We start from the raw sequence: 21098 nt of genomic DNA, 5'->3' as shown, positions 1-21098 counted from the left end.
CTAGCGCCGCGCAATTCGCAGAGCGGCCGACACCGCCCGCGCCTGCTCGAGCGCCGTCGCGACGGGGGTCACGACATCCCGCTGCACAACCTCGGTAACCGCAGTGAGAAGTCGGCGGCGTGCACGGCGACGGCGGCCAACGGCGGTCAGCGCGCTGAGCGCTGCCGATAACAGACCGAGCACGATGCCCACGAGCACGGCCGCCAGCAGCAGCAACGTCGGTATCGCCCACCCGGTGAGTGGACCTTCATCGACAGCGGGGAGCGGGAACGCCGGCAATCCGAACGTCGGCAGCAGTGCTGCACCCATCAACCACAGGGCTCCGCCCAAGCCGGCGATCGTGGCGATCCACTGCACGATCCCCACGACCACCCACCACCACGAACCCTTCGCGGGCAAAGGCGTGCGGGCGATGGCGAGATCGAGAGTGGCCGGCAGAGTGTCGAGAGCGTGCTCGGCCGTGGTGCGCGCGGCAGCCCGCCACGGGGCAGAAACTCCCGCGCCGGCTTCGTCGGTGAACGTGCGAACGGCCATCGACATCCGAGCCTGGGCGCCGGCGCTCAAAAGCGGCATGCTCGTGCGATGCACATCGGGGTCGTCGCCACGACGCTTTGGCCCGAGGCCCAAGCGGGTGAGGGGGTCGGCGCGCAGACGACCGATCCAAGAGACGAGCGGCCACCCGGTGGCTTGCCCGGAACGTTTGCGATACGAGCGGGCAACAGCGGATGCCACAATGTCAACGCCCGCAGCCGTGCCCACCTCATCGCGCAGTCGAGCGGTGCTCTTCGCGCTGACCTTCTGCGGGGAACCCGGATCATCGATGCGCGCAGCGATGGTCTGCACGTCAGCGCTGAGCCGCGCATCCCGCACCGCCTTCGACGCGGCAAGGTCGCCAATTGCTTGACGCAACGCATCGACACCTTCACCAGTGCGAGCGCTCACAGGCAGCACTCGGGCGCGCGGAAGACCGTCGCGCTCCACAATGGCTTGCAGCGACGTCACGACGGCGGCACGATCATCCGCGCTCAACAGGTCGACCTGGTTGAGCACGACCAGAGTCACGGCGGCGTGCTTGGCATGCGGCGCGATGAACTGCGCGTGCAACACATCGTCGGCATACTTTTGCGGATCCACAACCCAGATCAGAGCATCCACATGACCGGCAAGTCGTTCGGCGACCGCACGATTGCTGGCCTCCACCGAATCGACGTCGGGCAGATCGACAAGAACGAGCTTGCTGGCGCGAGAATCAAAGGGTGTCGACCGCTCGACCCGCTCGCGAACCTCAAGCCAGTCGAGCAGTTCGCTTGCGCCGGCAGCCTCCCACGTCACAGCGAGAGCCTGCGAGGTAGTCGGGCGGCGAACGTGCGCGACCGCAACCTCGTCGCCCACAAGAGCGTTGACCAGGCTCGACTTGCCCGATCCGGTAGCGCCAAAGACGCCAACCACGGTGTGTTCGGGGGAGCGGGAACGGCGCGCTTCCGTCTGAGTCAGCAGCGCGCGGGCATCGTCGAGTACCTCGGATGGGATGCGACCGGCGCCCGCCTCAGTGACGGTGCGCAGCGCGGCAATCCGCTCGTCGAGGCTGGGCTTGGCGGCGCTCACGAGTTGTCTCCCGCCGCACGCGCGACATCATCGAGCAGGGCTTGCGATTCCCGTCGTAGCGAATCGGGAGTTGCACCGAAACGCAGCGGCTCCAACGCGACACTCAAACGGGCGATCTCCGCATCGAACAGAACACGAACGCGCGCATGCAGGTCTTCGCGGGCCTCGCTTGCGAGCCGGCGCACGGCATCTTCACCAAAGATCGTTTCGAGCAGCTTCTGGCCGAGCACCGCCGAACCGCCCGCAATGGCAATTTCGCCCCCGGTGAGACCACCGGTCGAGGCGAACACCACGATCATGAGCGCGACCGTCACAACGTTCAGCCCGAGCGACAGAATGCGAGCCCGGATGCGCTTATCTCCCGCATTGTCGTGAATGAGCTGCATGAGCGCCCCCTGCCACTCGCGAATCATCGCAGTCGTCGCCTGAGGCAGTTCCGGGCTTTCGCTGGCGAGTTCCGGATGCCGTTCAGCGATGGCCTTGCCGGCCGCGCTTCGTTCGAGCCCGGCCCACGCTGCCGCAGCAGCGCGCCCCGCTTGGTCGACGATCACGGTCTGCAGCCCGGTTTCGATTTGGGTTTCGACTTCCACCACGGGGCTGGGCTTGCCGGTGATCCACGCGGTAGCGCGGTCGCGGGCTGCCGAGAACCACGAGTCAACTTTTCTGAAGAAGTCGGAGGTGCCCACAAAGTCTTGCCAGCGGGCGAGCACTTCACCGCGCATGAGGGCGCCGTTCTGGGTTGCGGCGTCCACGGCTTCGAGCGCGGTTTCGTAATGCGCAGCGGCGGCAGCGCGCGCAGCGTCGAGCCAGTCGAGTTGCTGCTGACGGGCATCCGCAATCACGACCACTTGGCGGTCGAGTTCGTTGATCGCGCCGCTGAGAGTGCGCGCTGCGATGCGGGACCGTTCGGCGCGGTCGCCCGCGATGGAGCTCAGCCATTCGCGCGGGCGTTCGACGGCGCTGGCAGGCAGCATGCCCAGTTCGTCGAGGCGCTGTTCTTCGATGGAGAAGATGGGAGCGTCGCTGAGGCCGCGGTCGGTCAGCATCGACTGCAGGTCAGGAAGAACCTCATCGAGCGCGCCGGGGGGCACTCGGTTGAGCACGATGCCGACGGTAATTGACCGGGCGGCGGCGCTTTCGAGAAGGCGCCACGGCACAGCGTCGGCGTAACGGTTGGCGGTCGTGACGAACAACCACAGGTCGGCAGCCGCGAGAAGTTGGGTGGCGAGGGCGCGGTTCTCGTCGGCAACCGAGTCGATATCCGGAGCGTCGATGATCGCGAGCGAACGGGGAACACTCTCGTGTTCGAGCAACATGAGTTCGCCGATGCGTGACTCTTCCGGCGCATCTCCCGCGCTCGAGGCGGGCGTTCCGGGAGCGCTGATGTGGCCACGCACGCGCGCCAGCCCGGGAAGGATGCGGTCGCTCGCGAACCATCCGGCATCCACAGGAGCGTGCACCAGAATCGGCTGACGCGTCGTGGGGCGGATGACGCCGGCCCGAGTCGTCGCAACGCCCAGAAGTGCGTTCACGATTGTCGACTTACCCGAGCCCGTGGAGCCACCCACCACCGCCAGCAGCGGCGCATCGAGGTCAGCCAAGCGGGGGCGGATGTAGTCGTCAATCTGGCGGACGGCGGCTGCGGCAGCTTCGCGCTGCGTTACAACACCGTCGAGATCGAGGGTCAATCCAGCATCCGCCAGAGACGCCCGCAGGCGCTCAAGCGAGAGGATCGCGGGCGCACTGTTGTCGGTCACTGCTTAAGCATGCCGGGTGCCGGGCGAGTTCGCTAACTTTTGTTATGCACAGCGGCCGTGTTTTCAGCTTTCGTCGCGCGAATGTATCGCGCGAAGGCTCCCACGGTTCGAGCCACCGCGCCATCTTTAACCTTGGCGGGCGCTGGTGCGTCGACGGAGCTCGATGAGAGCGAGGCCAGCCAACAGCAGAAGCGCCGCCGCGCTCAGCCCCGGCACCGGATCGATACCTGTGGCCGCGAGTTCTCCGGGAGCGGCAACCACGATGGCCCAGGTTGCAGTCAGTGTGATTGGTTCGGTGACGGGGGCGGCGAAGTTGTAGGTAACGCCGTTGAGGGTCCACCCGGTGAAGGTGTAGCCGTCACGGGCAGGGTCGGCGGGTGCGGTGATGGTGTCGCCAGCGTTGATCGCTGCAGCGGGGGCGCCGATGCCGCCGGCAGCGTCGAAGCTGACGAGGTAATTGAACCCGACGATAATCTTTCCGCCTTCGCCGACTAGGGAAGCGGCGGCCGAATAGCCGATCCCGGTCGGGGTGACCGTGTTGGTGATCAGGGAGGTTTCCGGCCTCCGCCATCGACTGCGGCACCAGCATTCGGGATGCCGTGAATATCTAGGGCACCGGAGTTCCCGCCACCTCCGCCGCCGCCAATGCCGGCCGCGGAGGCGCCTCCGGTTGCGGTAGTAGTGCCGCCGGTGATGGTGGTGAAGCCGCCGCTGGCGCTCAAATTACCGCCGCCGATGCCTGCACCGTTGACGCCGCCGTTTGCGGTGATGGTGCCGCCGTTAATAGTGGTGATGCCGCCGTCGCTGCCACCGCCACCTCCGTCGCTGCCGCCGCCACCAGCGCCACCATCGCCGTCGCCGCCGCCGATGCCGGCGCTGCCGCTGCCGCCGGTTGCGGTGATGGTGCCGCCGTTGATGGTGGTGGTTCCGCCAACACCGAGGTGGCCGCCGCCGATGCCTGCACCGTTCTCGCCGCCGGTTGCGGTGATGGTGCCGCCGTTGATGATGGTGGTGCCGCCGGCGCGGTTGTAGCCGCCGCCGATGCCTGCACCTCCCTGGCCCCCGGTTGCGGTGGTGGTGCCGCCGTTGATGGTGGTGGTTCCCCCGGCGCCGTAGTAGCCGCCGCCGATGCCTGCACCGGCCTGGCCGCCGGTGGCGTTGATGGTGCCGCCGTTGATGGTGGTAGTGCCGCCGGCAGCGTCGATGCCGCCGCCGATGCCTGCACCGGCTTGGCCGCCGGTTGCGGTGAGTGTGCCGCCGCCGGTGGCGTTGATGGTGAGTGTCGAGGTGTCCGGCACTCCGACCGCGGCTGCAGTGCTGGGCGGAGTGGTGATGCTGAGGGTGTGGCCGTTCAGGTCGAGGGTGATGGCTTCACCTAGGTCGATTGCTAACGATTCTGCGCTGGGGGCGGTGATGTCGGCGCCGAGGACGACGGTGTCGCCGTCGATCAGGAACGCGGCTTTCAAATCGTCCCAAGTGGTGACGGTGACGGTTGCCGCTGTTGCGGGGGCCGCCACAGCGAGAGCTAGGGGGAGCGCCAGCGCGGTTGCGAGCGCAGCGGTCTTAGCGAAAGGGCGTGCGAGCATGACTGATCTCCGGGTGATCGTTCGGAACATCATTCATTCCGCAGTAGTTATCTAGAAGTTAGCAGGTTGATGCTCGGCTGGGAGCGCGCGAGCGACCCCATTTATGGTGTGCGGTTTCGCGTCGGCGCAGGGCGGTGCTCACGAACCGAGCATGCTGGGGCGGCGCCAGTTCGCTCAACTTTCTCGCTGCGCGGTACCGCTGTCGAGCGTCTCCGGAACAGTAGGAGTCCCGGAGACGCCCTTCGAGAGAGTTATTCGGCCGCGCCGACGGCTAGCTGCAGCTCGCCGTCTTGGCCCAACTCGTTGCAGAGACTTGCGAGAGGCTCGTGATCGTCGCATCGCCCTGGCCGAGGTAGCTCAGCGATCCCTTTGCGTAATACGGGTTGTAAGGATTGACTCCGTAGGCGAAGGCTCGCCCCGCCGCCGCATGTTGGGCATTGGTCGCAGTGAAGCACGTCACAGGTCCAGGATCGGGCGTTGGCGTTGGCGTTGGCGTCGAGGTGGGAGTCGGCGTTGGGGTTGGCGTCGGCCCTGGCGTGCCGGTCCGGTCAACGCGGCGGTTGTTGTCGAAGAAGAACTCGGTCACGTATGCCGGGTAGTCAAGGCTGTTCGCGTTGATGTACGTTCCTCCCGTGCCTGCGCCCGCCGGCCAGTTGTGGCCGAGATTCGAATTCTGAATCACCGAAACCCGTGGCCCCGCGGCATCCGAATAGAGCGTGCCCGAGCCGGCAGTGTTGTTGCCTGCCAAACCGCTCAAACTAAACGTCGACGTGCTGGATGCCCCGTAGATGCCGGCCATGATCTGGCCATTCAAGGTGTTGTAGCCAGTGGAGACGGTGGAATCGTTGCTGCCGTAGATCACCGAGGTGAGTTGGGTCGAGAATGCAGCTGAATTCGCGCTACCGAAACTGGTGCACGTGTTCGTACCCTGCGCCTTCGATACGGCGACACTCGAGATTTGGCCAGAAGTGGTGCCCACCGTGGGGCCGGCGTTGATGCCCATTCCCGCAATGACGTCGGGGGCGAGGCATCCCATCACCATGGTTTCTCCGCCACCGGATGACAACCCAGAAATATAGACCTGGTCGGCATCGATTCCGAGAGAAGCCCGCGCGCTCAACGTTGTGGCGAGGTTCAGCAGATTGTCGTCGTGCCGTGCGGGGTTGCTGCGGGAGTGGTTGGTGTCGTAGTAATCCCAGCAGCCGAACACGACGCCGCCGTTGGGCGCATCGGGGAGGGCGACGATCATTCCGTAGTCTTCAGCGGCGGCTACCCAGTTGGCGTTCGCTTGGAAGTCACTCGCTTTCTGGGCGCAGCCGTGGAGGCTGATCATGAGGGCGCGTCCGGCCGGCAGTTCAGCGGCAGTGGATGGCGTGTAGATGCGAGTGCTCATCCCGGCAACCGTTTCGGTGCTCCACGTGCCCGGAACGGTGTCAGAGCCGCCGGGGTCGGACGAGTTGCTGCACCCCGGAAGCATCTCGAAACCGGGTGGACACGTGATCGCGTGGGCCGCGAGTGGGGCCCCCGCCAGCGTGGCGCTGACGAGGGCGAGAGAGGCGAGTGCTGCCGGGATGGTGAGCCGGCGTTTAACAGTGGACATTCGGAATACCTCCGCACGTCGCAATGCGGTCTTCGCTCCGTGCGTCATTGCGCGGATGTCCCGGCCGCATTGCGCGCCGCGACAAAAGCGCAACGCTGACGGCAGCCGCCGTCGAGCGAGCCACCGTCGGAATCACCGTACAGTGAAACCTGAATCACGTCTCAGGTTTTCCACAAGTTGCGTTACGAGAAACGCAGCGCGGGTTCCCGGGTGCCTCGTGTCGTGTTACCGCTGCCGCTGCCGCTATCGCTGCCGGGCAGCGACAGGTCGGCGAAGTACGAGGAGAGCGAAGCCAGCCATGAGCAGTATTGCACCCACTGAGAGGTGGGGCGTTATCGCAGAACCCGTAGCGGCGAGCGTGGCGTCAGTTGCTGGGGCATCAACTGTCGCGGGCACCTCTGTCCACGTCGCGATCAGCGTCAGCGATGCGGTCACCGGATTGGTGAAGTCGTAGGCGGCGCCGCTGACTGTCCAGCCGGCGAACGTGTAGCCGGCGCGGGTGGGGTCGGCGGGTGCGGTGAGGGTGTCGCCGATGGCAACGAACGCGGTGTCGGTTGCCGTTCCGCCGACCGCGTCAAAGGTCGCGATGCGCACGAATTCGACACTGATCTGACCGCCGGTGCCAACAGTGGCGGTAGCGGCCGTATAGCCGATCCCTGCCGGAGTCGTGGAATTGGTGATGAGAGCACCATTCGGGTCTCCACCATTAGTAGCTGCCTCTGGTGCGCCGATGCCGTGAATGTCGAGTGCTCCAGAGGAAGAGCTACCCTGGCCGCCGCCGATGCCTGCGCCTGAGTTGTCGCCGGTAGCGGTGGTGGTGCCTCCGGTGAGAATGGTGGTGCCGCCGTTGCCCTGATATCCGCCGCCGATGCCCGCGCCACTGCCGCCTCCGGTTGCGTCTAGCGTGCCACCGCTAACGGTCGTGGTGCCGCCGTCGCCTTCCTGGCCGCCGCCGATGCCTGCGGCCGCTAAGCCTCCGATCGCGCTGATGGTGCCGCCGCTCTGAGAGGTGGTGCCGCCGTTGCCGTGAAGGCCGCCGCCGATGCCTGCGCTTCTGTTGCCGCCGGTTGCGGTGATGGTGCCGCTGTTGACGGTGGTGGTGCCGCCGTCGCCTTCGTATCCGCCGCCGATGCCTGCGCCGTGGTAGCCGCCGGTTGCGGTGATGGTGCCGCTGTTGACGGTGATGGTGCCGCTGTTGACGGTGGTGGTGCCGCCGTCGCCTTCGTATCCGCCGCCGATGCCTGCGCCGTGGTAGCCGCCGGTTGCGGTGATGGTGCCGCCGTTGACGGTGGTGGTGCCGCCGTCGCCTCCGTCTCCGCCGCCGATGCCCGCGCCGGAGCGGCCGCCTTCTGCGGTGATGGTGCCACTGTTAACAATGACGGAGCCGCCAGCGTTGCCTTCATTGCCGCCGATGCCTGCGCCGAAGCGGCCTCCGGTTACTGTGAGCGTTCCGCCGCCGGTGGCAGCAATGGTGAGCGTGGAGGTGCTGGGAACCTCGATCGCCGCCAGGGAGTCAGGGACGTCGCTGTTGATGGTGAGGTCATGCCCGTTGAGATCAAGCGTGATCGACTCATTCGCTTTGACCGCTAATGACTCGTGGGCTGGAGCAACGATATTGTCGCCGAGGTTAATGGTCTCGCCGTCTAGAGCAGCATCGAACGCGATTAACAGGCCGCCCCAACTGGTGACGGGGAGCGTTGCGGCTGTCGCCGGAAGTGCGCCCGCGACAGTCAGGGCAAGCGCAAGGGCGACAGCGGTAACACTAGGCAGGATTTTGGGGCGAGGAATCACGGTAGTTCTCCGGTTGGTTGGGTCGAGGAGCTGCACGAGAGGTAATCCCAAGCACAAAGGGCTGACGCTATCAGGCGCAGTCCCACCCCCGGGCCGTTTAGGCAGAGATCGCTCTTCTGGGCGCCCACTTCGGAGGCAAGCTGCGCACCTGGGCCTACCCCTGTTCGAGTCCTAGACTGGTCGAGGCCTGCGCCGCCGCAGTCCTCCCCAACAAGAAGGATGCTTGTGTTCCCCACCACGTTCCCGGCCCCGATCATTCCTGCAGCAGACTCCGTTCCAGCACTGCGCTGGGGCATCATGGCTCCCGGTGGAATCGCCGCGACGTTCGCGGAGGCGGTGCAAGCGCACACTGAGCAGAAGCTTGTTGCGGTGGCATCCCGCAGTCTCGATCGTGCCCAAGACTTTGCGAACACCTGGGGTATAGAGAAGGCCTACGGCGACTATGCCGAGCTGCTGGCCAACCCCGACGTCGACGTGATCTACATCGCCGCGCAGCAGCATGTGCACCGCGATCTAGCGCTGCAGTCGATCGCTGCGGGCAAGCACATTCTGGTGGAGAAGCCGTTCGCCATGACCGGTGCCGAAGCGCGCGAGATTGTGGCCGCTGCCCGGGCCGCCGGGGTGTTCGCGATGGAAGCGATGTGGACTCGCTACCTGCCCCAAACCTCAATCATCAACCAACTTGTTGCCGATGGAACCTTGGGCGATATCCACCTCGTCACTGCCGACCACGGCCAGCACATTCCCGAGGGGCACCGAGTTCGCTCGCTCGACAGCGGGGGAGGAGCCCTGCTCGACCTCGGCATTTACCCCATCGCCTTCGCGTCACAGATTCTGGGCGCACCTACTGCCGTGCACAATGTCGGCTCGCTCATCGAGAGTGGGGTGGATGCTCAATCCCTCCTTACTCTCAGCTACGCAGGCGCGGCTCAAGCTCAGCTCAACACCACGCTGCTCGCGCGCACACCCATCACGGCATCCGTCGCGGGCACCGACGCCCTGCTGCAGGTGGGCAATGGCTTCTTCACGCCCACCGCACTGACGCTGTCGAAGCCCGGCTTCAGCGGCGAATCAATTCACTGGAAAGACGAGACCGGTGTGGTCGGCCATCGCGGTCTCAGTTACCAAGCCACGGCGCTCGCCGGATTTGTGGCGCAGGGCCTTACGGAGTCGCCGGTGCACTCGCTCGACGAAACCGTCGCCATCCTCGACACGATCGATTCGGCTCGCTGGCAACTCGGTTACCGCTTCGGCTCCGAACAGTAACCGAGTAGTTCGGCGGATGCTCGCCAGCTACCTCTGCGCTACTCACTCCGGTTACGCTGCTAGAACTCAGAGTCTACGTACGTAGCCAATCGAGTAGCGAACCCACGCGATCGGAGATGTAATGACCGCAGAATCGACCATTCCTACGAAACCGGGTGCGCCCGGGCGTCCGGTCGCAGACAGACTGCTGGCGCCGTGGGTGTTCTGGCCGGCAGCAGGCCTGATCATCGCGATCACGGCGTTTTCGATCATCGCGCCGAACCTTGCGAAAACCGTTTTTGACACCCTGCAGGCGAGCGTCATCAACTCGTTCAGCTGGTACTACGTGCTTATCGCCGCGTTCTTCGTCGCCTTTGCGCTGTGGTTGGGCTTCAGCCGCTACGGCGACATCAAACTGGGCAAGGATGACGACGAGCCCGAATTCTCGATGATCTCGTGGATCTCCTTCCTCTTCGCAGCGGGCATGGGCATCGGCTTGGTGTTCTACGGAGTCGCCGAACCGCTCAGCCACTTCGCGAACCCCCGCCCCGGCGTTTCCGGAACAGAAATTGAACTCGCGCAAAAGGCGATGAGCCAGACCTTCCTGCACTGGGGTGTACATGCTTGGGCCATTTACGTGGTCGTGGGGCTCGCGCTCGCCTACGCCATTCACCGTCGTGGACGACCCATCTCCATCCGCTGGACTCTGGAGCCGCTGCTCGGGAAGCGTGTTCGTGGCGGTTGGGGCAACGCCATCGATGTCATTGCTCTCGTCGGTACCGTTTTTGGTGTTGCTACGTCGCTCGGCCTGGGCGTGTTGCAGATCACTGCGGGTCTGGAGAAAGCGGGCGTTGCAGAAGCTAACCTGACGACCCAGATCATTGTCATTATCGTCATTGTTGCCTTCACCATCCTCTCGCTTGTGTCCGGCATTGGCCGCGGAATGAAGTGGCTCTCCACCACGAACCTGTTGCTTGCTGCAGCGCTCATGATCTTCTTGCTCATCGTCGGGCCGACCACATTCCTCTTCCGCGATTTTGTGCAATCGATGGGTAACTACCTGCAGGGCTTCATCGGCCTGAGTTTCAATGTCAGTGCCTATGCCGGCGAAGCGGGTGAACAGTGGCAGGCCGGTTGGACAACCTTCTATTGGGGTTGGTGGATGTCGTGGGCCCCATTCGTCGGCGTCTTCATTGCGCGGGTGTCCAAGGGCCGCACCGTGCGCGAGTTCGTGGGCGGCGTCATGCTTGTTCCCACCGTGCTCACGTTCCTCTGGTTCAGTGTTCTTGGCGGCAACGCGATCTACCGTGAGCTCTACGGTCAGGGCGGGCTTGTTGCTGCCGATGGATCGGTGGATGCCGATTCCGCGCTCTTCGATCTGCTCGCTGGTCTCCCGGCCGGCACAGCTCTCACGTTCGGAGCCATCCTGCTGATCGGAATCTTCTTCGTTACCTCAGCCGATTCGGGCGCGCTGGTGATGTCGATGATTGCGACCGGTGGCTCCGCCGAGCCCCTCAAGCGCATCCGCGTTTTCTTCGCCCTGTTGGCGTCGTTCTTGGCTATCGCGCTGCTCATCACGGGCGGGCTCCAAACGCTGCAAACAGCGGCGATCCTGTCGGCGTTGCCCTTCAGTGTTGTGATGCTGCTGATTTGCGTGGCAACCGTGATCGCGTTCAGTCGAGAGCGTCGAGCCTACGATCGAGCGCAACGCGCGCAATTCGTCGATCACATCGGCGACTTCTATGGTCTTGAGGTCGAAGAACCGGTCAATCGCGAGCCTGGACATCCTCTTCGCGCTGCGCTGTCGAAGCTGCGTCGAAAGGCAAAGCAAAACGGTGGTGGGCTTTCTGCGGCCACCGAAGAGGCCATCCTCGCGGACAGCGGCGTGCAGCCCGACGACCAGCTCGGCCAAGTCGATGCCATCGTTGAAGACGAGGTTCAAACCGTGCAGTCGGCAGAGCCCGACTCCAAATAACACCGCACGGCAACGGACGGCTTCTCACGAGAGAGCCGGCCGTTGCCGGGGCTGTGGAAAAACCTCACGCACATTTGTGTTTCGCTCAATGATTGCAGAGTGAAATCATCTCAATTGTTTCTGAAGAGCGGGCTTACCCGAGGCACCCGAGCGCTCACCTCAGAGCGAGGAGACCTGCCGGGCTGGGTGCTGATCACGCTGATGACCGCAGGTTTAGTCATCATCATTTGGGGCCTCGCGGGCCCAGCACTCAGCTCGGTTTTCCAACAGGCTATTGATCGCGTCACCGGCTTCTAATGCGTGCGCGGTGGCGCCAGAGGGTGCGCCGGCTGCACGCTGATCAGTCCGGTTCGGCGGTCGTCGAGTTCGTTCTCGTCTCAGCGTTGCTGACGGTGTTGACGCTCAGTGTTATTCAACTGGCGCTGGCCCTCCACATCCGCAATACGGTTCTGGATGCCGCGGCAGAAGGTGCGCGTTATGCCTCCCTGGCCGACACATCGTTGGGTGATGGCGTGACTCGCACTCGTGACCTCATCTCTACGGCCCTGTCTCCCGGCTATGCGTCGGAGGTTAGCGCCGCCACCACTACTCACCTCGGGCAGCCCGCGGTCATCATCACCGTCAACACCCCGCTGCCGCTCATTGGTTTAGTCGGTATCGAAAATGGGTTGGAGGTGTCAGCTCATGCAGCTATCGAACAGGTTCGCTAGCGAGCGCGGCTCGGCTTCGCTCGAGTTCATCACGGTCGGTCTCGTAATGCTGGTGCCGCTCGTCTATCTTGTGCTCACTATGTCGTCGATTCAGGTTGGCGCTTTGGCGGCTGAGGGCGCCGCCCGGCAAGCTGCCCGAGTCTTCGTGCAGGCGCAGACTTTGGAGCAAGCTAACGCGGCGGCGTCGAGCGCAGTGCAATTCGCCCTCGACAATCACGGTGTTGATGCTGCCGATGCTGCGGTCACCATCACGTGCGCACCCGATCCCGGCGACTGCCTCGCGCGCAAGAGCTTCGTCACTGTGCAGGTCGCGATCGCGGTTGATCTCCCGCTGGCCCCGCCCGTACTCACCGGCAACTTCCCGCTGCAGATTCCTTTGGATGCCGCGGCGACTCAGCAGGTCTCTCAATTCGCGGGGTCTCGGTAATGATCATGTCGCTACGGATGCGCGACGACGACGGTTCGGCGCTCGTGCTCACGATCTTCTACGGCTTCCTTTCCCTCGTTCTCATCTTTCTCGTTGTCGCGGCAACGTCGCTGTATCTTGAACGCAAACGGCTGTTCAGCCTCGCGGATGGCGCGGCTCTCGTCGGCGCGGAATCCTACGATCTCGACGATGTCGTGCGCACACCGCAGGGTTTTCGGCCTCAGCTTGAGCCAGCGAAGGTCGCGAGTGCGGTGGGGGAGTATTTGGCGTCCGCGCCCACGGCCGAGTTCGAGGGCCTCAGTGTGGAGCAGGCGACGAGTCTCGACGCTTCGAGCGCGACAGTGTCGTTGTCAGCCTATTGGCGTCCTCCCTTCGTTTCGCTGCTTGTGCCGGAGGGCGTGCGCATCGAAGTGACGGCGAATGCTCGCTCGGTATTTTCATGACGGGCTGTGAGTCCGTCGTCGGTTCGCTCGGCTGGCGTGGAAGTTCAGCAATTCTCGTTACTTGCAATCGTTCGTGCTGCGTTGCTAAAGTCCGTTCTAATCGATTCGTCTAATCCATTAGAACGGCTACGTCATGACGACTATGCAAGATGTTGCTCGCCACGCGGGAACTTCCGCAGCGGTCGTTAGCTATGTTCTCAATAACGGACCACGCCCGGTCTCGGCGGAAACTCGCGAGAAAGTTCTCCGCGCTGTCGACGAACTGGGGTACCGCATCAATAGCGCCGGTCGCACTCTTCGTTCGCGCAAGAGCAAGATTCTTGGGCTCATCGTTCCGGATAGTTCGCACCCGTTCTTCGCTGACATTTCACGGCGCATCGAACGTTTCACGTACGACCTCGGCTATGTCGTGCTCATCGGCAACACGCTTGCTGATCCGGTGAGAGAACGCGAATACTTCGAGCTCTTTCGCGAACACCAAGTGGATGGTGTGATCCTTACGATTGACCCGCAAAATCGAGCAGGAACGCTGATCGACGCCGGCATTCCCGTCGTACTTCTCGACGAGCGATCCGCAGAGTTGAATGCCGCGTTGTCCTCCGTGTCGGTTGATAACTTTCAAGCGGCCTTCGATGCCACCACGTCACTTATAGCTGAGGGCCACACGTCGATCGGATTCATCGGGGGAAACCCCGGGCTTCCGTCTGCGGACTCTCGATTCAGCGGGTGGAAGGCCGCTCTCGACAGCGCGGGCCTCAGCCCGAATCGTGCGCGCCGAGTCGAGTTCTCCCGCGAAGCGGGCTACGAGGTTGCCTTCGAGTTCCTCGAGGATCGCGAGAACGCACCGACCGCGATGTTCGTCTCAAGCGACCAACAAGCGGTCGGTCTGCTGCGCGCCTGCGGTGAACTCGGGCTCGCAGTACCGAGCGAACTCAGTGTGATTTCGTTTGACGATAGCGACGACGCGCTCTATACGACTCCGCCGCTGACCACCGTGCGCCAGCCAATCGACTTACTCATCGACCGTGCGCTGCAGATCTTGCTCGACCCTCCCGCCAAACCCGTCCACGAGAGGTATCCGCACGAGATCGTGCGCCGAGCATCCACCATCCACCACTAGGAATCAGGAACCACCAAGAGAAGGAAAGGCACCACCATGAGCGCAAGAATGATTCTTGCCGCGAGTGTGGCGTCGTTGGCACTAGTGCTGACGGGCTGCGCGAGCGAGGCGACAACGGCATCCGGAGACACGACCGTACAATTTCTGGGACCGGAGAATCCCGAAACCTTCGTCCCTGTGATCGAAGCGTTCGAAGAGACCCACCCGGGAATCACCATCGAATACACGCAGGTGCCTCAAGACCAGTTCAACAGCACGATTCAGCAGCGCCTCGGTGCTGAAGATGACGGAATCGACGTCTACACCGTTGACCAACCCCGCGTCTCGCAGCTTGCAGCGCAAGGGTTTCTCGTCGATCTCACCGAATTGAAAGAGGAAGCGGAAGCGGCGGTTGCGCCTGATCAGTACGGCGTCAATTTTTACGACGACAAGATGTGGGCATTGCCGGTATGGACCTCGACTCAGATGCTGTTCTACAACGCTGACGTGCTCGCTGACGCCGGTATCGAAGCGCCGTCGATTGATCCCGAGGAACGCTGGACCTGGGAAGAGATCGAAACTGCCGGGGCAACAGCTCAGGCGAAGGCGGGAATTGACTATGGTTTCCTCTTCGAACAGGTAGAGCTCTACTACGAAATGCAGCAGCTTACTGAATCCCTCGGTGGCGGCTCAGGACTCACGGGGCCAGATAACCTCACGCCGGACATCGAAAACGACGGCTGGGTAGAAGCGATGAACTGGTATGCCGAGACCTTCGAAAGCGGACTCTCGCCCCGGGGAGTTGGCGGATTCGACACCGGACCGGTCTTTTCCAACGGAAACGTCGCGTTCTTCGTGGGCGGGCCATGGGACGTGGGCATCTTCGCGGGTTCGGCTGACTTCAACTGGGGAATTGCTCCCATGCCTTACTTCGAAAACGGTGAACCTGTCACTGCAACCGGTTCATGGTCTTGGGGCGTGAGCCCCTTCTCCAAGAACCAAGAAGCAGCTCAGGAGTTCGTTGAGTTCGCATCCCTCGACGCTGCGGGAAACCTCGCTACAACTGAAGCGCTCACGGTCATTCCGTCCAACGTCTCGGCCGCAGCCGAGTACCTTAAGGGATTCGACGCAACTGCGGGCGATACGAGCGCCGGAGTTGCCGACCTGGTGATCTACGAAATGGCCAACACTGCCGTCGCTCGACCAAGCACCGTTGGTTTCGTTCAGTTCGAAGAAGTGATGAACACTGCTTTCGCAGACATCCGAAACGGCTCTGACGTGGAATCCCGCTTGGCGCAGGCCACGCAGGAACTCGAAGAAGCGTTCGCGAAGCTTCAGTAATGACGTCACACAGTGTCCGCGGGTCGGCGCCATTGCGCCGGCCTGCGGGTCGTCGAATTCGTCATCGCAACCTGCTGGCGGCCATCCTCTTTATGGCCCCCGCCCTCGTGGCACTTATCGTGCTGCGTCTGTTGCCGGCGGCGGCGGCAATGTTCGAAAGTGTGCAGCGCACAACTCTTCTCGGCGGCACAAGTTTCGTGGGGCTCGACAACTACGTCGCGATGTTTCAGAGCTCAGGGTTCTTGAACTCACTGGGCGTTACTTTGCTGTTCGCGCTCATCGTGAACCCGGTGCAAGTGGCTTCGGCGCTCTTGCTCGCCGTTCTCTATTCCCGCGCGAGTGCCGGAGCAAAATTTTGGAGAGCACTCGTCGTGGTCCCGATTGCGGCTCCTCCCGCGGTGGCAGCCGTGATCTGGAGTGTCATTTATCGCCCCGATGGCATCGGAAACTCGTTGCTGCGGCTCGTGGGTATTCCTGAACAGCCGTTCCTCACGTCATCAGATCAGGCTCTGTTCTCGCTCATCGTTCTTTTGTCGTGGGTCGGAGTGGGGTACTGGATGATGTTCCTCATCGCCGGTATCAACGACATCCCCCAGGACTACTACGAAGCTGCAGCTCTCGACGGTTCAGGTTTTTGGCGTTCGTTCTTTTCGATCACTCTGCCCTTGTTGCGCAGACCGCTCGCGTTCGTTCTTGTTGCAGACACGGTGTCGAACTTTCTCGTGTTCGCCCCCGTGCAAATTCTCACGCGCGGTGGCCCAGACGGGAGCACGAACCTGCTGATGTATGACATCTTTACGCGGGCGTATACGACGAACGACATCAATACAGCCCAGGCTGAGGTCGTCATCTTGGTGCTCATCACGCTCGTCGTTGTGGCTATTCAATTCCGACTGTTGCGAGAGGATTCCTAGATCGTGACAACTGCATCTCGAACGTCTTCCGGTCGCCGCGCCGTGCACTTTCGCCGCAGAGCGAGGTCGGTGGCAATCGTCATTTTGTCTGCCATCGTCGGATTGACATTCGCACTGCCGCTAGTGTGGACGATCACCAACTCATTCCGCCCAGGCGCGGAGATCTTCAAGTACATCGATCCCATCCAATGGTTCACGTTTGTGCCAGAGTCCCCGATCCTCGGCAACTACGTCGAGCTCTTCAGCGGAACGTTTGGGCGCGCCGTCATCAACTCCATTGGGGTCAGCTCAGTCACGGTAGTTCTTGGTGTTCTGATCTGCGCAGCATGTGCCTTCGCGCTGGCGGCGATCCCTTTCAAGGGCAGCGGAGCCGTCTTTGCGATTGTGGTACTCAGCTTCCTCGTTCCGTTCGACGCTATTGCGATTCCCCTTGCCAACTTGTTTCGCGACTGGGGGCTGGCCAACACTTTTACCGGCCTCATTTTGCCAGGGCTAGGAAATGGCCTCGCTATCTTCCTCATTCGCCAATTCTTTCTTGCCGTTCCAACGGAACTTGTTGAAGCTGGCCGACTCGATGGACTGGGGTGGTGGGGTATTTTCTCCCGCATTTACCTCCCGCTATCGGCTCCCGCACTCTTTGGGGCCGGATTGACCCTCTTTCTTTTCCAATGGCAGTCCTACGTCTGGCCGCTACTGATCGGCACCGACCAAGACCACATTCTGGGGCCGGTTGCCCTTGCCAACCTCAAAGGACAGTTCTCGATTGACTACGGCGTGCTTTTCGCGGGCGCGGTCATTCTCACGATCATCCCGCTCATCATCATCGTTTCGATGCAGCGCTACTTCATCCAGTCCGTCTCCACTACAGGAATCAAGTGACCGCTCACTCTCACCCCGATACGCCCCGTCCAACTCGCGTCATTCTCGACACTGACATTGGAACAGATGTGGATGACGCAATGGCGTTGGCTGTCATCCTCGGTAGCCCACAACTTGACTTGGTCGCAGTCACCACCGTCTACGGCGACACCACCTTGCGTGCTCAGTTGGCTCAACGCTACGCGGGCTTAGCGGACCGCAGCATCCGCGTCGCTGCTGGAGAGCAAGAGACGCTCTCTGGCAAGCCCGTGTGGTGGGCCGGGCACGAAGGTACTTTGCATTCCGGGCTTGAGCGAGAGAGGGTCGACTCCACCGGGGGAGTCGAGGTAATGGCTCGACTGCTCAACGGACCTGAACCCCTTGACGTGATTGCCGTCGGACCGCTCACCAATATCGCCGTTTTGCTTCGTACGTTTCCCGAAGCCGCTGCTCGGATCAACCACTTGTGGATCATGGGTGGGGATTTCGCGAACGCGCAGAACGAGCACAATTTCCGCAGCGATGTCGTTGCTGCATCGGAGGTTTTCGCAAGCTCGATACCGTCGACGATCATCGGCCTTGAGATGACGCAACGTGTAAAGATTGATCAGGGGCAAGTCGCTCACCTCTCGCAAAAGGGGCCACTCGCGCAGGCGCTTCTTGCGGACATCGAACAATGGCGCGCGATGTGGTCCGAAACATGGAATGTCCCTCATGACCCGCTTCTGGTGCTCGCAATTACCCACCCCGAGCTATTCCAACTTTCCCCTGCCGGACGAATCGCGATCCGTGCTGATGGAGACGAAACTGTCGAAGGAACGTCGAGTTTCGTTGTTGGTGAGGGCCCCAGTCGCATCGTTGCGGATATGGATCCCGTTGCCGCGGGAGCGCTGATGCTGGACCTCATTGCGAGTGCGAGTCTGGGCAACATTGCCACGGTGGGGAGCGCTACGGAGTAGTGCCCTGCTGTGGGCTAGTGCTTGTGCGCTTCTCGAAAGTGAGCGCTTTAGCGCGCAGCGGTGAGTTGGCGGTCGAGTTCTCTCCAGCCAACAGTGAGCTTGGCTCCGTAGCGTGGGGACTGCATCCCACGCGGGTGCGCCACCGAAGCAAAGGAGTTAGCCATGAAACGTATCGCTATCGTCGGAGGTCACGGCAAGATCGCCCAGAGCCTGGCCCAACTTCTCACCTCACGCGGGCACCACGTACACTCGCTCATCCGCAAGCCGGAGCAAGAGGCTGACATCAGCGCCACCGGAGCAATGCCAGTCATTGCCGACGTCGAGCAGTTGAGCGCCGAAGAATTGTCCGAGATTTTCGCCGGCCACGACGCGGTTGTCTTCTCTGCGGGGGCTGGCGGCGGCAGTGCCGAACGCACCTATTCTGTCGACCGCGATGCGGCCATCCGAACCATGGATGCCGCGGCTCACGCCGGCGTCATGCGTTACGTCATGGTTTCTTACAAGGGCGCTGGTTTCGACCACGGTGTTCCCGAAGACAACGATTTCTTCGCGTATGCCGAGGCTAAGGCGGCGGCCGACGATCACCTCCGCAAGAGCCCGTTGCACTACACCATCGTCGGCCCGGGTTCTCTCTCGAGCGAACCCGCCTCGGGAGCGATTGGCCTCGGAGACGAAGCCAACGATGAGCACACGAGCCGCGACAACGTTGCTCGTGTTCTTGCCGAAGTGATTGACGCCGACAACACCATCGGTCAGACGATCGAGTTCACCGATGGCTCAACGCAGATTTCGGATGCGATCGCCGCTATTCGCTAGCGTGCGAAATGAACAGTGATCCCACTCCCAGCGCGATTAGGGCTATGCCGCCGATCGCGCTGAGGGTGGTGATTCGCTGAGGGGAGCGTGCGAACCAATCGCGCGCAAACCCTGCGGCAACTGCCCATGAGGTGTCGGACACGACAGCGATAGCCATGAACATCAGGCCGAGAACAAGCAGTTGAACGTGCACCGCGCCGGCTCCGAAGCTCACGAACTGCGGCAGCACCGCCACGAAGAACACGGTGGCTTTCGGGTTCGTGATGCCCACGACAAAACCCTGGCTGAAGATTCGCCAGCGTGATCGCACGCGGGGAGCCGCGGCATCCGTCGCGGTGTGGGCGTTACGGTGTCGAATCGCCTGTACTCCCAGATAGATCAGGTAGGCGGCGCCTAGGTATTTGACGATTGTGAAGGCGACCACCGACTGAGCAATCACGGTTCCCACGCCGAAGGCGACAGCGAACACCAGAACGACGCCACCGGTGGCGTTGCCGAGCGAACTGACGATGCCGCCCATCTTGCCGAGCGAGAGCGACCGGCCGATAAGAAAGAGCACACTCGGTCCGGGGATCAGAATGATCGGGAGTGCCACCAGCACGAACGCGATGAGGTTGCTGGTGGGGATGGCGGTCACTGTGGCTACCGCTGAGGTTTCTGGATGTAGCGGGGCACGTAGCGCAGCATGATGCCGGCGCCGACGAGGCCAAGAGTTCCAATCGCTCCGGCCGCGACCGAGATCGACGCGACCGCGGTAATCCCCGCAATAAGCAGCGGTGATGCTGCCTGCCCAACGCCACCCGTGAAGCGCCACGCGCCAAGGAATGGAGCGGGGTTGGCCGGGGGAGCGAGGTCGGCGCCGAGCGTCATCAGGATCCCGCTGCCGAGGCCGTTCGCGAGCGACAGGAACATCGCGGCGAAAATGAACCACGCGGTGTTCGTGCTCGCGTCGTGAGTGACCGAGAGCACGAGGTGGCCGAGTCCGAGGCCAACGAGAGAGGGCACTGCTGTCCAGAGGCGGCCGAAGCGATCCATGATTTGGCCACCGGTATAGAAGAGTGCGAAGTCCACGGCGCCGGCGATACCGATGATGATCGCCGTGTTGGTGTCGGCGAGGCCGATGCTCACAGCCCAGAGCGGCAAGATCACTTGGCGGCTCGCGCGCATCGCGCCGATTACAGCGGCACCGAGGCCGAGGCGCGAGAGCAGAGCGCGGTTACGGCGAACTGTTGCGAGGAGCCCGTGTGATTCCTTCTCAACGAGCGCCTCGCCATCCCGCAGCATACGGTTGTTGACGCGCGTGGTGTGCACGGCGCCAAAGGTTGTTGCGGGGTCGGGCAAGAGCAGCAGCACGGCGGCGGCAGCAATAGCGGCCACCACGTGAATCCAGAAGGCGGCGAAAACTGTGCCGGTGAGATGGATGACGCCGGCCGAAATGAACGGACCGATGAAGACGCCGAGGCGGAAAGTTCCGCCCAGTGTCGACAGCGCGCGGGCGCGGTACGAGACCGGAACGAAGCTCGTCAGGAAGGCATGCCGGGCGAGGGCGAACACGGCAGCGGCAAGGCCGAGCAGCAGCACGCCGAAGCCGAGTGCCACGGGGTTGGGCGCAAGAATCGCAATCACGACTCCGATGATCGAGAGCGCGCTCGCGCCGATCATGGCCGGTCGTTCGCCAATGCGGGAGATGAGCCATCCGCTCGGAATGTTGCCAAAGAGTTCGCCAATGGTCAGCACCGCCGCCACCAGACCAGCAATCGCGAGCGTCGCTCCCAAGCTGTCAGCGGCAATCGGAATGAGCGGGATAATCGCACCTTCACCGATAGAAAACAGCAGCGTCGGCAAAAGCACCGGCAGTCCGATTGATCGCCAGCTAAAAGGTTGTTCTGTTGAGCTCATCGCCCTCAATCGTAGGCTGTGAGCGCGCAAGTCCGAGCATCGTCGGCGCGCTCAGAACCGCGTGCTGGCCAGG

20 protein-coding genes and 1 pseudogene are annotated in these 21098 nt (G+C 62.7%); 12 read left to right on the top strand and 9 right to left on the bottom strand.

Annotation, left to right across the window (positions count from 1 at the left end; genetic code table 11):
* The 7 genes and pseudogenes from ACR3YK_RS01370 to ACR3YK_RS01340 form a co-directional block, all read right to left on the bottom strand.
* A complete protein-coding gene (locus tag ACR3YK_RS01370) occupies positions 1–1605 on the bottom strand; it encodes a GTPase family protein (RefSeq protein WP_486175467.1) in 1605 nt (534 codons plus the stop codon).
* Complete coding sequence (locus ACR3YK_RS01365; protein ID WP_486175466.1) at positions 1602–3362, bottom strand: dynamin family protein; 1761 nt, start codon at positions 3360–3362, stop codon at positions 1602–1604. Before ACR3YK_RS01365 ends, ACR3YK_RS01370 begins: the two co-directional genes overlap by 4 nt.
* A gap of 126 nt (positions 3363–3488) precedes the next feature.
* On the bottom strand, positions 3489–3623 hold the full coding sequence (locus tag ACR3YK_RS01360) for a hypothetical protein (protein WP_486175465.1): 135 nt from the start codon (positions 3621–3623) through the stop codon (positions 3489–3491).
* Positions 3624–3638: 15 nt separating this feature from the next.
* Positions 3639–3833, bottom strand: a pseudogene (locus ACR3YK_RS01355) (InlB B-repeat-containing protein); the annotation flags it as partial.
* A gap of 74 nt (positions 3834–3907) precedes the next feature.
* Positions 3908–4948: a hypothetical protein gene (locus ACR3YK_RS01350; protein ID WP_486175464.1), complete on the bottom strand. Its 1041-nt coding sequence runs from the start codon at positions 4946–4948 to the stop codon at positions 3908–3910.
* Positions 4949–5219: 271 nt separating this feature from the next.
* A complete protein-coding gene (locus ACR3YK_RS01345) occupies positions 5220–6548 on the bottom strand; it encodes an extracellular catalytic domain type 1 short-chain-length polyhydroxyalkanoate depolymerase (protein ID WP_486175463.1) in 1329 nt (442 codons plus the stop codon).
* A 243-nt stretch (positions 6549–6791) separates the two neighbouring features.
* On the bottom strand, positions 6792–8339 hold the full coding sequence (locus tag ACR3YK_RS01340; protein ID WP_486175462.1) for an InlB B-repeat-containing protein: 1548 nt from the start codon (positions 8337–8339) through the stop codon (positions 6792–6794).
* Between the two features lie 219 nt (positions 8340–8558).
* Here ACR3YK_RS01340 and ACR3YK_RS01335 point away from each other — a divergent pair, with 219 nt between their 5' ends.
* From ACR3YK_RS01335 to ACR3YK_RS01280, 12 genes are all read left to right on the top strand, one after another.
* On the top strand, positions 8559–9605 hold the full coding sequence (locus ACR3YK_RS01335; protein WP_486175461.1) for a Gfo/Idh/MocA family protein: 1047 nt from the start codon (positions 8559–8561) through the stop codon (positions 9603–9605).
* A 121-nt stretch (positions 9606–9726) separates the two neighbouring features.
* Positions 9727–11559: a BCCT family transporter gene (locus ACR3YK_RS01330; RefSeq protein WP_486175460.1), complete on the top strand. Its 1833-nt coding sequence runs from the start codon at positions 9727–9729 to the stop codon at positions 11557–11559.
* A gap of 114 nt (positions 11560–11673) precedes the next feature.
* Complete coding sequence (locus tag ACR3YK_RS01325) at positions 11674–11856, top strand: hypothetical protein (protein WP_486176359.1); 183 nt, start codon at positions 11674–11676, stop codon at positions 11854–11856.
* A complete protein-coding gene (locus ACR3YK_RS01320) occupies positions 11856–12269 on the top strand; it encodes a TadE/TadG family type IV pilus assembly protein (RefSeq protein ID WP_486175459.1) in 414 nt (137 codons plus the stop codon). Before ACR3YK_RS01325 ends, ACR3YK_RS01320 begins: the two co-directional genes overlap by 1 nt.
* Positions 12244–12696 (top strand): hypothetical protein, encoded by a 453-nt coding sequence (locus ACR3YK_RS01315; RefSeq protein ID WP_486175458.1) that lies wholly within the window; start codon positions 12244–12246, stop codon positions 12694–12696. Before ACR3YK_RS01320 ends, ACR3YK_RS01315 begins: the two co-directional genes overlap by 26 nt.
* Positions 12696–13139 (top strand): Tad domain-containing protein, encoded by a 444-nt coding sequence (locus tag ACR3YK_RS01310; RefSeq protein WP_486175457.1) that lies wholly within the window; start codon positions 12696–12698, stop codon positions 13137–13139. Before ACR3YK_RS01315 ends, ACR3YK_RS01310 begins: the two co-directional genes overlap by 1 nt.
* A 133-nt stretch (positions 13140–13272) precedes the next feature.
* Positions 13273–14259, top strand: a complete 987-nt coding sequence (locus tag ACR3YK_RS01305; RefSeq protein WP_486175456.1) for a LacI family DNA-binding transcriptional regulator — start codon at positions 13273–13275, stop codon at positions 14257–14259.
* 36 nt (positions 14260–14295) lie between these two features.
* Positions 14296–15579 carry an ABC transporter substrate-binding protein gene (locus ACR3YK_RS01300; RefSeq protein WP_486175455.1) on the top strand — a complete coding sequence of 428 codons (1284 nt, stop codon included), beginning with the start codon at positions 14296–14298 and terminating at the stop codon, positions 15577–15579.
* Positions 15579–16493 carry a carbohydrate ABC transporter permease gene (locus ACR3YK_RS01295; protein ID WP_486175454.1) on the top strand — a complete coding sequence of 305 codons (915 nt, stop codon included), beginning with the start codon at positions 15579–15581 and terminating at the stop codon, positions 16491–16493. The genes ACR3YK_RS01300 and ACR3YK_RS01295 overlap by 1 nt, the downstream gene beginning before the upstream one ends.
* 69 nt (positions 16494–16562) lie before the next feature.
* Complete coding sequence (locus ACR3YK_RS01290; RefSeq protein ID WP_486175453.1) at positions 16563–17372, top strand: carbohydrate ABC transporter permease; 810 nt, start codon at positions 16563–16565, stop codon at positions 17370–17372.
* Positions 17369–18310 carry a nucleoside hydrolase gene (locus tag ACR3YK_RS01285; RefSeq protein ID WP_486175452.1) on the top strand — a complete coding sequence of 314 codons (942 nt, stop codon included), beginning with the start codon at positions 17369–17371 and terminating at the stop codon, positions 18308–18310. Before ACR3YK_RS01290 ends, ACR3YK_RS01285 begins: the two co-directional genes overlap by 4 nt.
* A 162-nt stretch (positions 18311–18472) precedes the next feature.
* Positions 18473–19126 carry an SDR family oxidoreductase gene (locus ACR3YK_RS01280; protein WP_486175451.1) on the top strand — a complete coding sequence of 218 codons (654 nt, stop codon included), beginning with the start codon at positions 18473–18475 and terminating at the stop codon, positions 19124–19126.
* Here ACR3YK_RS01280 and ACR3YK_RS01275 read toward each other — a convergent pair.
* Both ACR3YK_RS01275 and ACR3YK_RS01270 read right to left on the bottom strand, forming a co-directional pair.
* Positions 19116–19763, bottom strand: a complete 648-nt coding sequence (locus ACR3YK_RS01275) for a LysE family translocator (RefSeq protein ID WP_486175450.1) — start codon at positions 19761–19763, stop codon at positions 19116–19118. The two genes, ACR3YK_RS01280 and ACR3YK_RS01275, sit on opposite strands and share 11 nt — an antisense overlap.
* Before the next feature lie 5 nt (positions 19764–19768).
* Complete coding sequence (locus ACR3YK_RS01270) at positions 19769–21025, bottom strand: MFS transporter (RefSeq protein WP_486175449.1); 1257 nt, start codon at positions 21023–21025, stop codon at positions 19769–19771.
* Positions 21026–21098 lie beyond the last annotated feature (73 nt).

Source organism: Salinibacterium sp. 10G20-15, from assembly GCF_057365065.1.
This window is presented reverse-complemented; position numbering and strand designations above follow the sequence as displayed.

Bases quoted from the DNA above. Each gene is read 5' to 3' on its own strand.
- ACR3YK_RS01350 (WP_486175464.1), bottom strand. From the start codon at position 4,948: ATGCTCGCACGCCCTTTCGCTAAGACCGCTGCGCTCGCAACCGCGCTG.
- ACR3YK_RS01345 (WP_486175463.1), bottom strand. From the start codon at position 6,548: ATGTCCACTGTTAAACGCCGGCTCACCATCCCGGCAGCACTCGCCTCT.
- ACR3YK_RS01335 (WP_486175461.1), top strand. From the start codon at position 8,559: ATGCTTGTGTTCCCCACCACGTTCCCGGCCCCGATCATTCCTGCAGCA.
- ACR3YK_RS01330 (WP_486175460.1), top strand. From the start codon at position 9,727: ATGACCGCAGAATCGACCATTCCTACGAAACCGGGTGCGCCCGGGCGT.
- ACR3YK_RS01320 (WP_486175459.1), top strand. From the start codon at position 11,856: ATGCGTGCGCGGTGGCGCCAGAGGGTGCGCCGGCTGCACGCTGATCAG.
- ACR3YK_RS01315 (WP_486175458.1), top strand. From the start codon at position 12,244: ATGCAGCTATCGAACAGGTTCGCTAGCGAGCGCGGCTCGGCTTCGCTC.
- ACR3YK_RS01310 (WP_486175457.1), top strand. From the start codon at position 12,696: ATGATCATGTCGCTACGGATGCGCGACGACGACGGTTCGGCGCTCGTG.
- ACR3YK_RS01305 (WP_486175456.1), top strand. From the start codon at position 13,273: ATGACGACTATGCAAGATGTTGCTCGCCACGCGGGAACTTCCGCAGCG.
- ACR3YK_RS01300 (WP_486175455.1), top strand. From the start codon at position 14,296: ATGAGCGCAAGAATGATTCTTGCCGCGAGTGTGGCGTCGTTGGCACTA.
- ACR3YK_RS01295 (WP_486175454.1), top strand. From the start codon at position 15,579: ATGACGTCACACAGTGTCCGCGGGTCGGCGCCATTGCGCCGGCCTGCG.
- ACR3YK_RS01280 (WP_486175451.1), top strand. From the start codon at position 18,473: ATGAAACGTATCGCTATCGTCGGAGGTCACGGCAAGATCGCCCAGAGC.
- ACR3YK_RS01270 (WP_486175449.1), bottom strand. From the start codon at position 21,025: ATGAGCTCAACAGAACAACCTTTTAGCTGGCGATCAATCGGACTGCCG.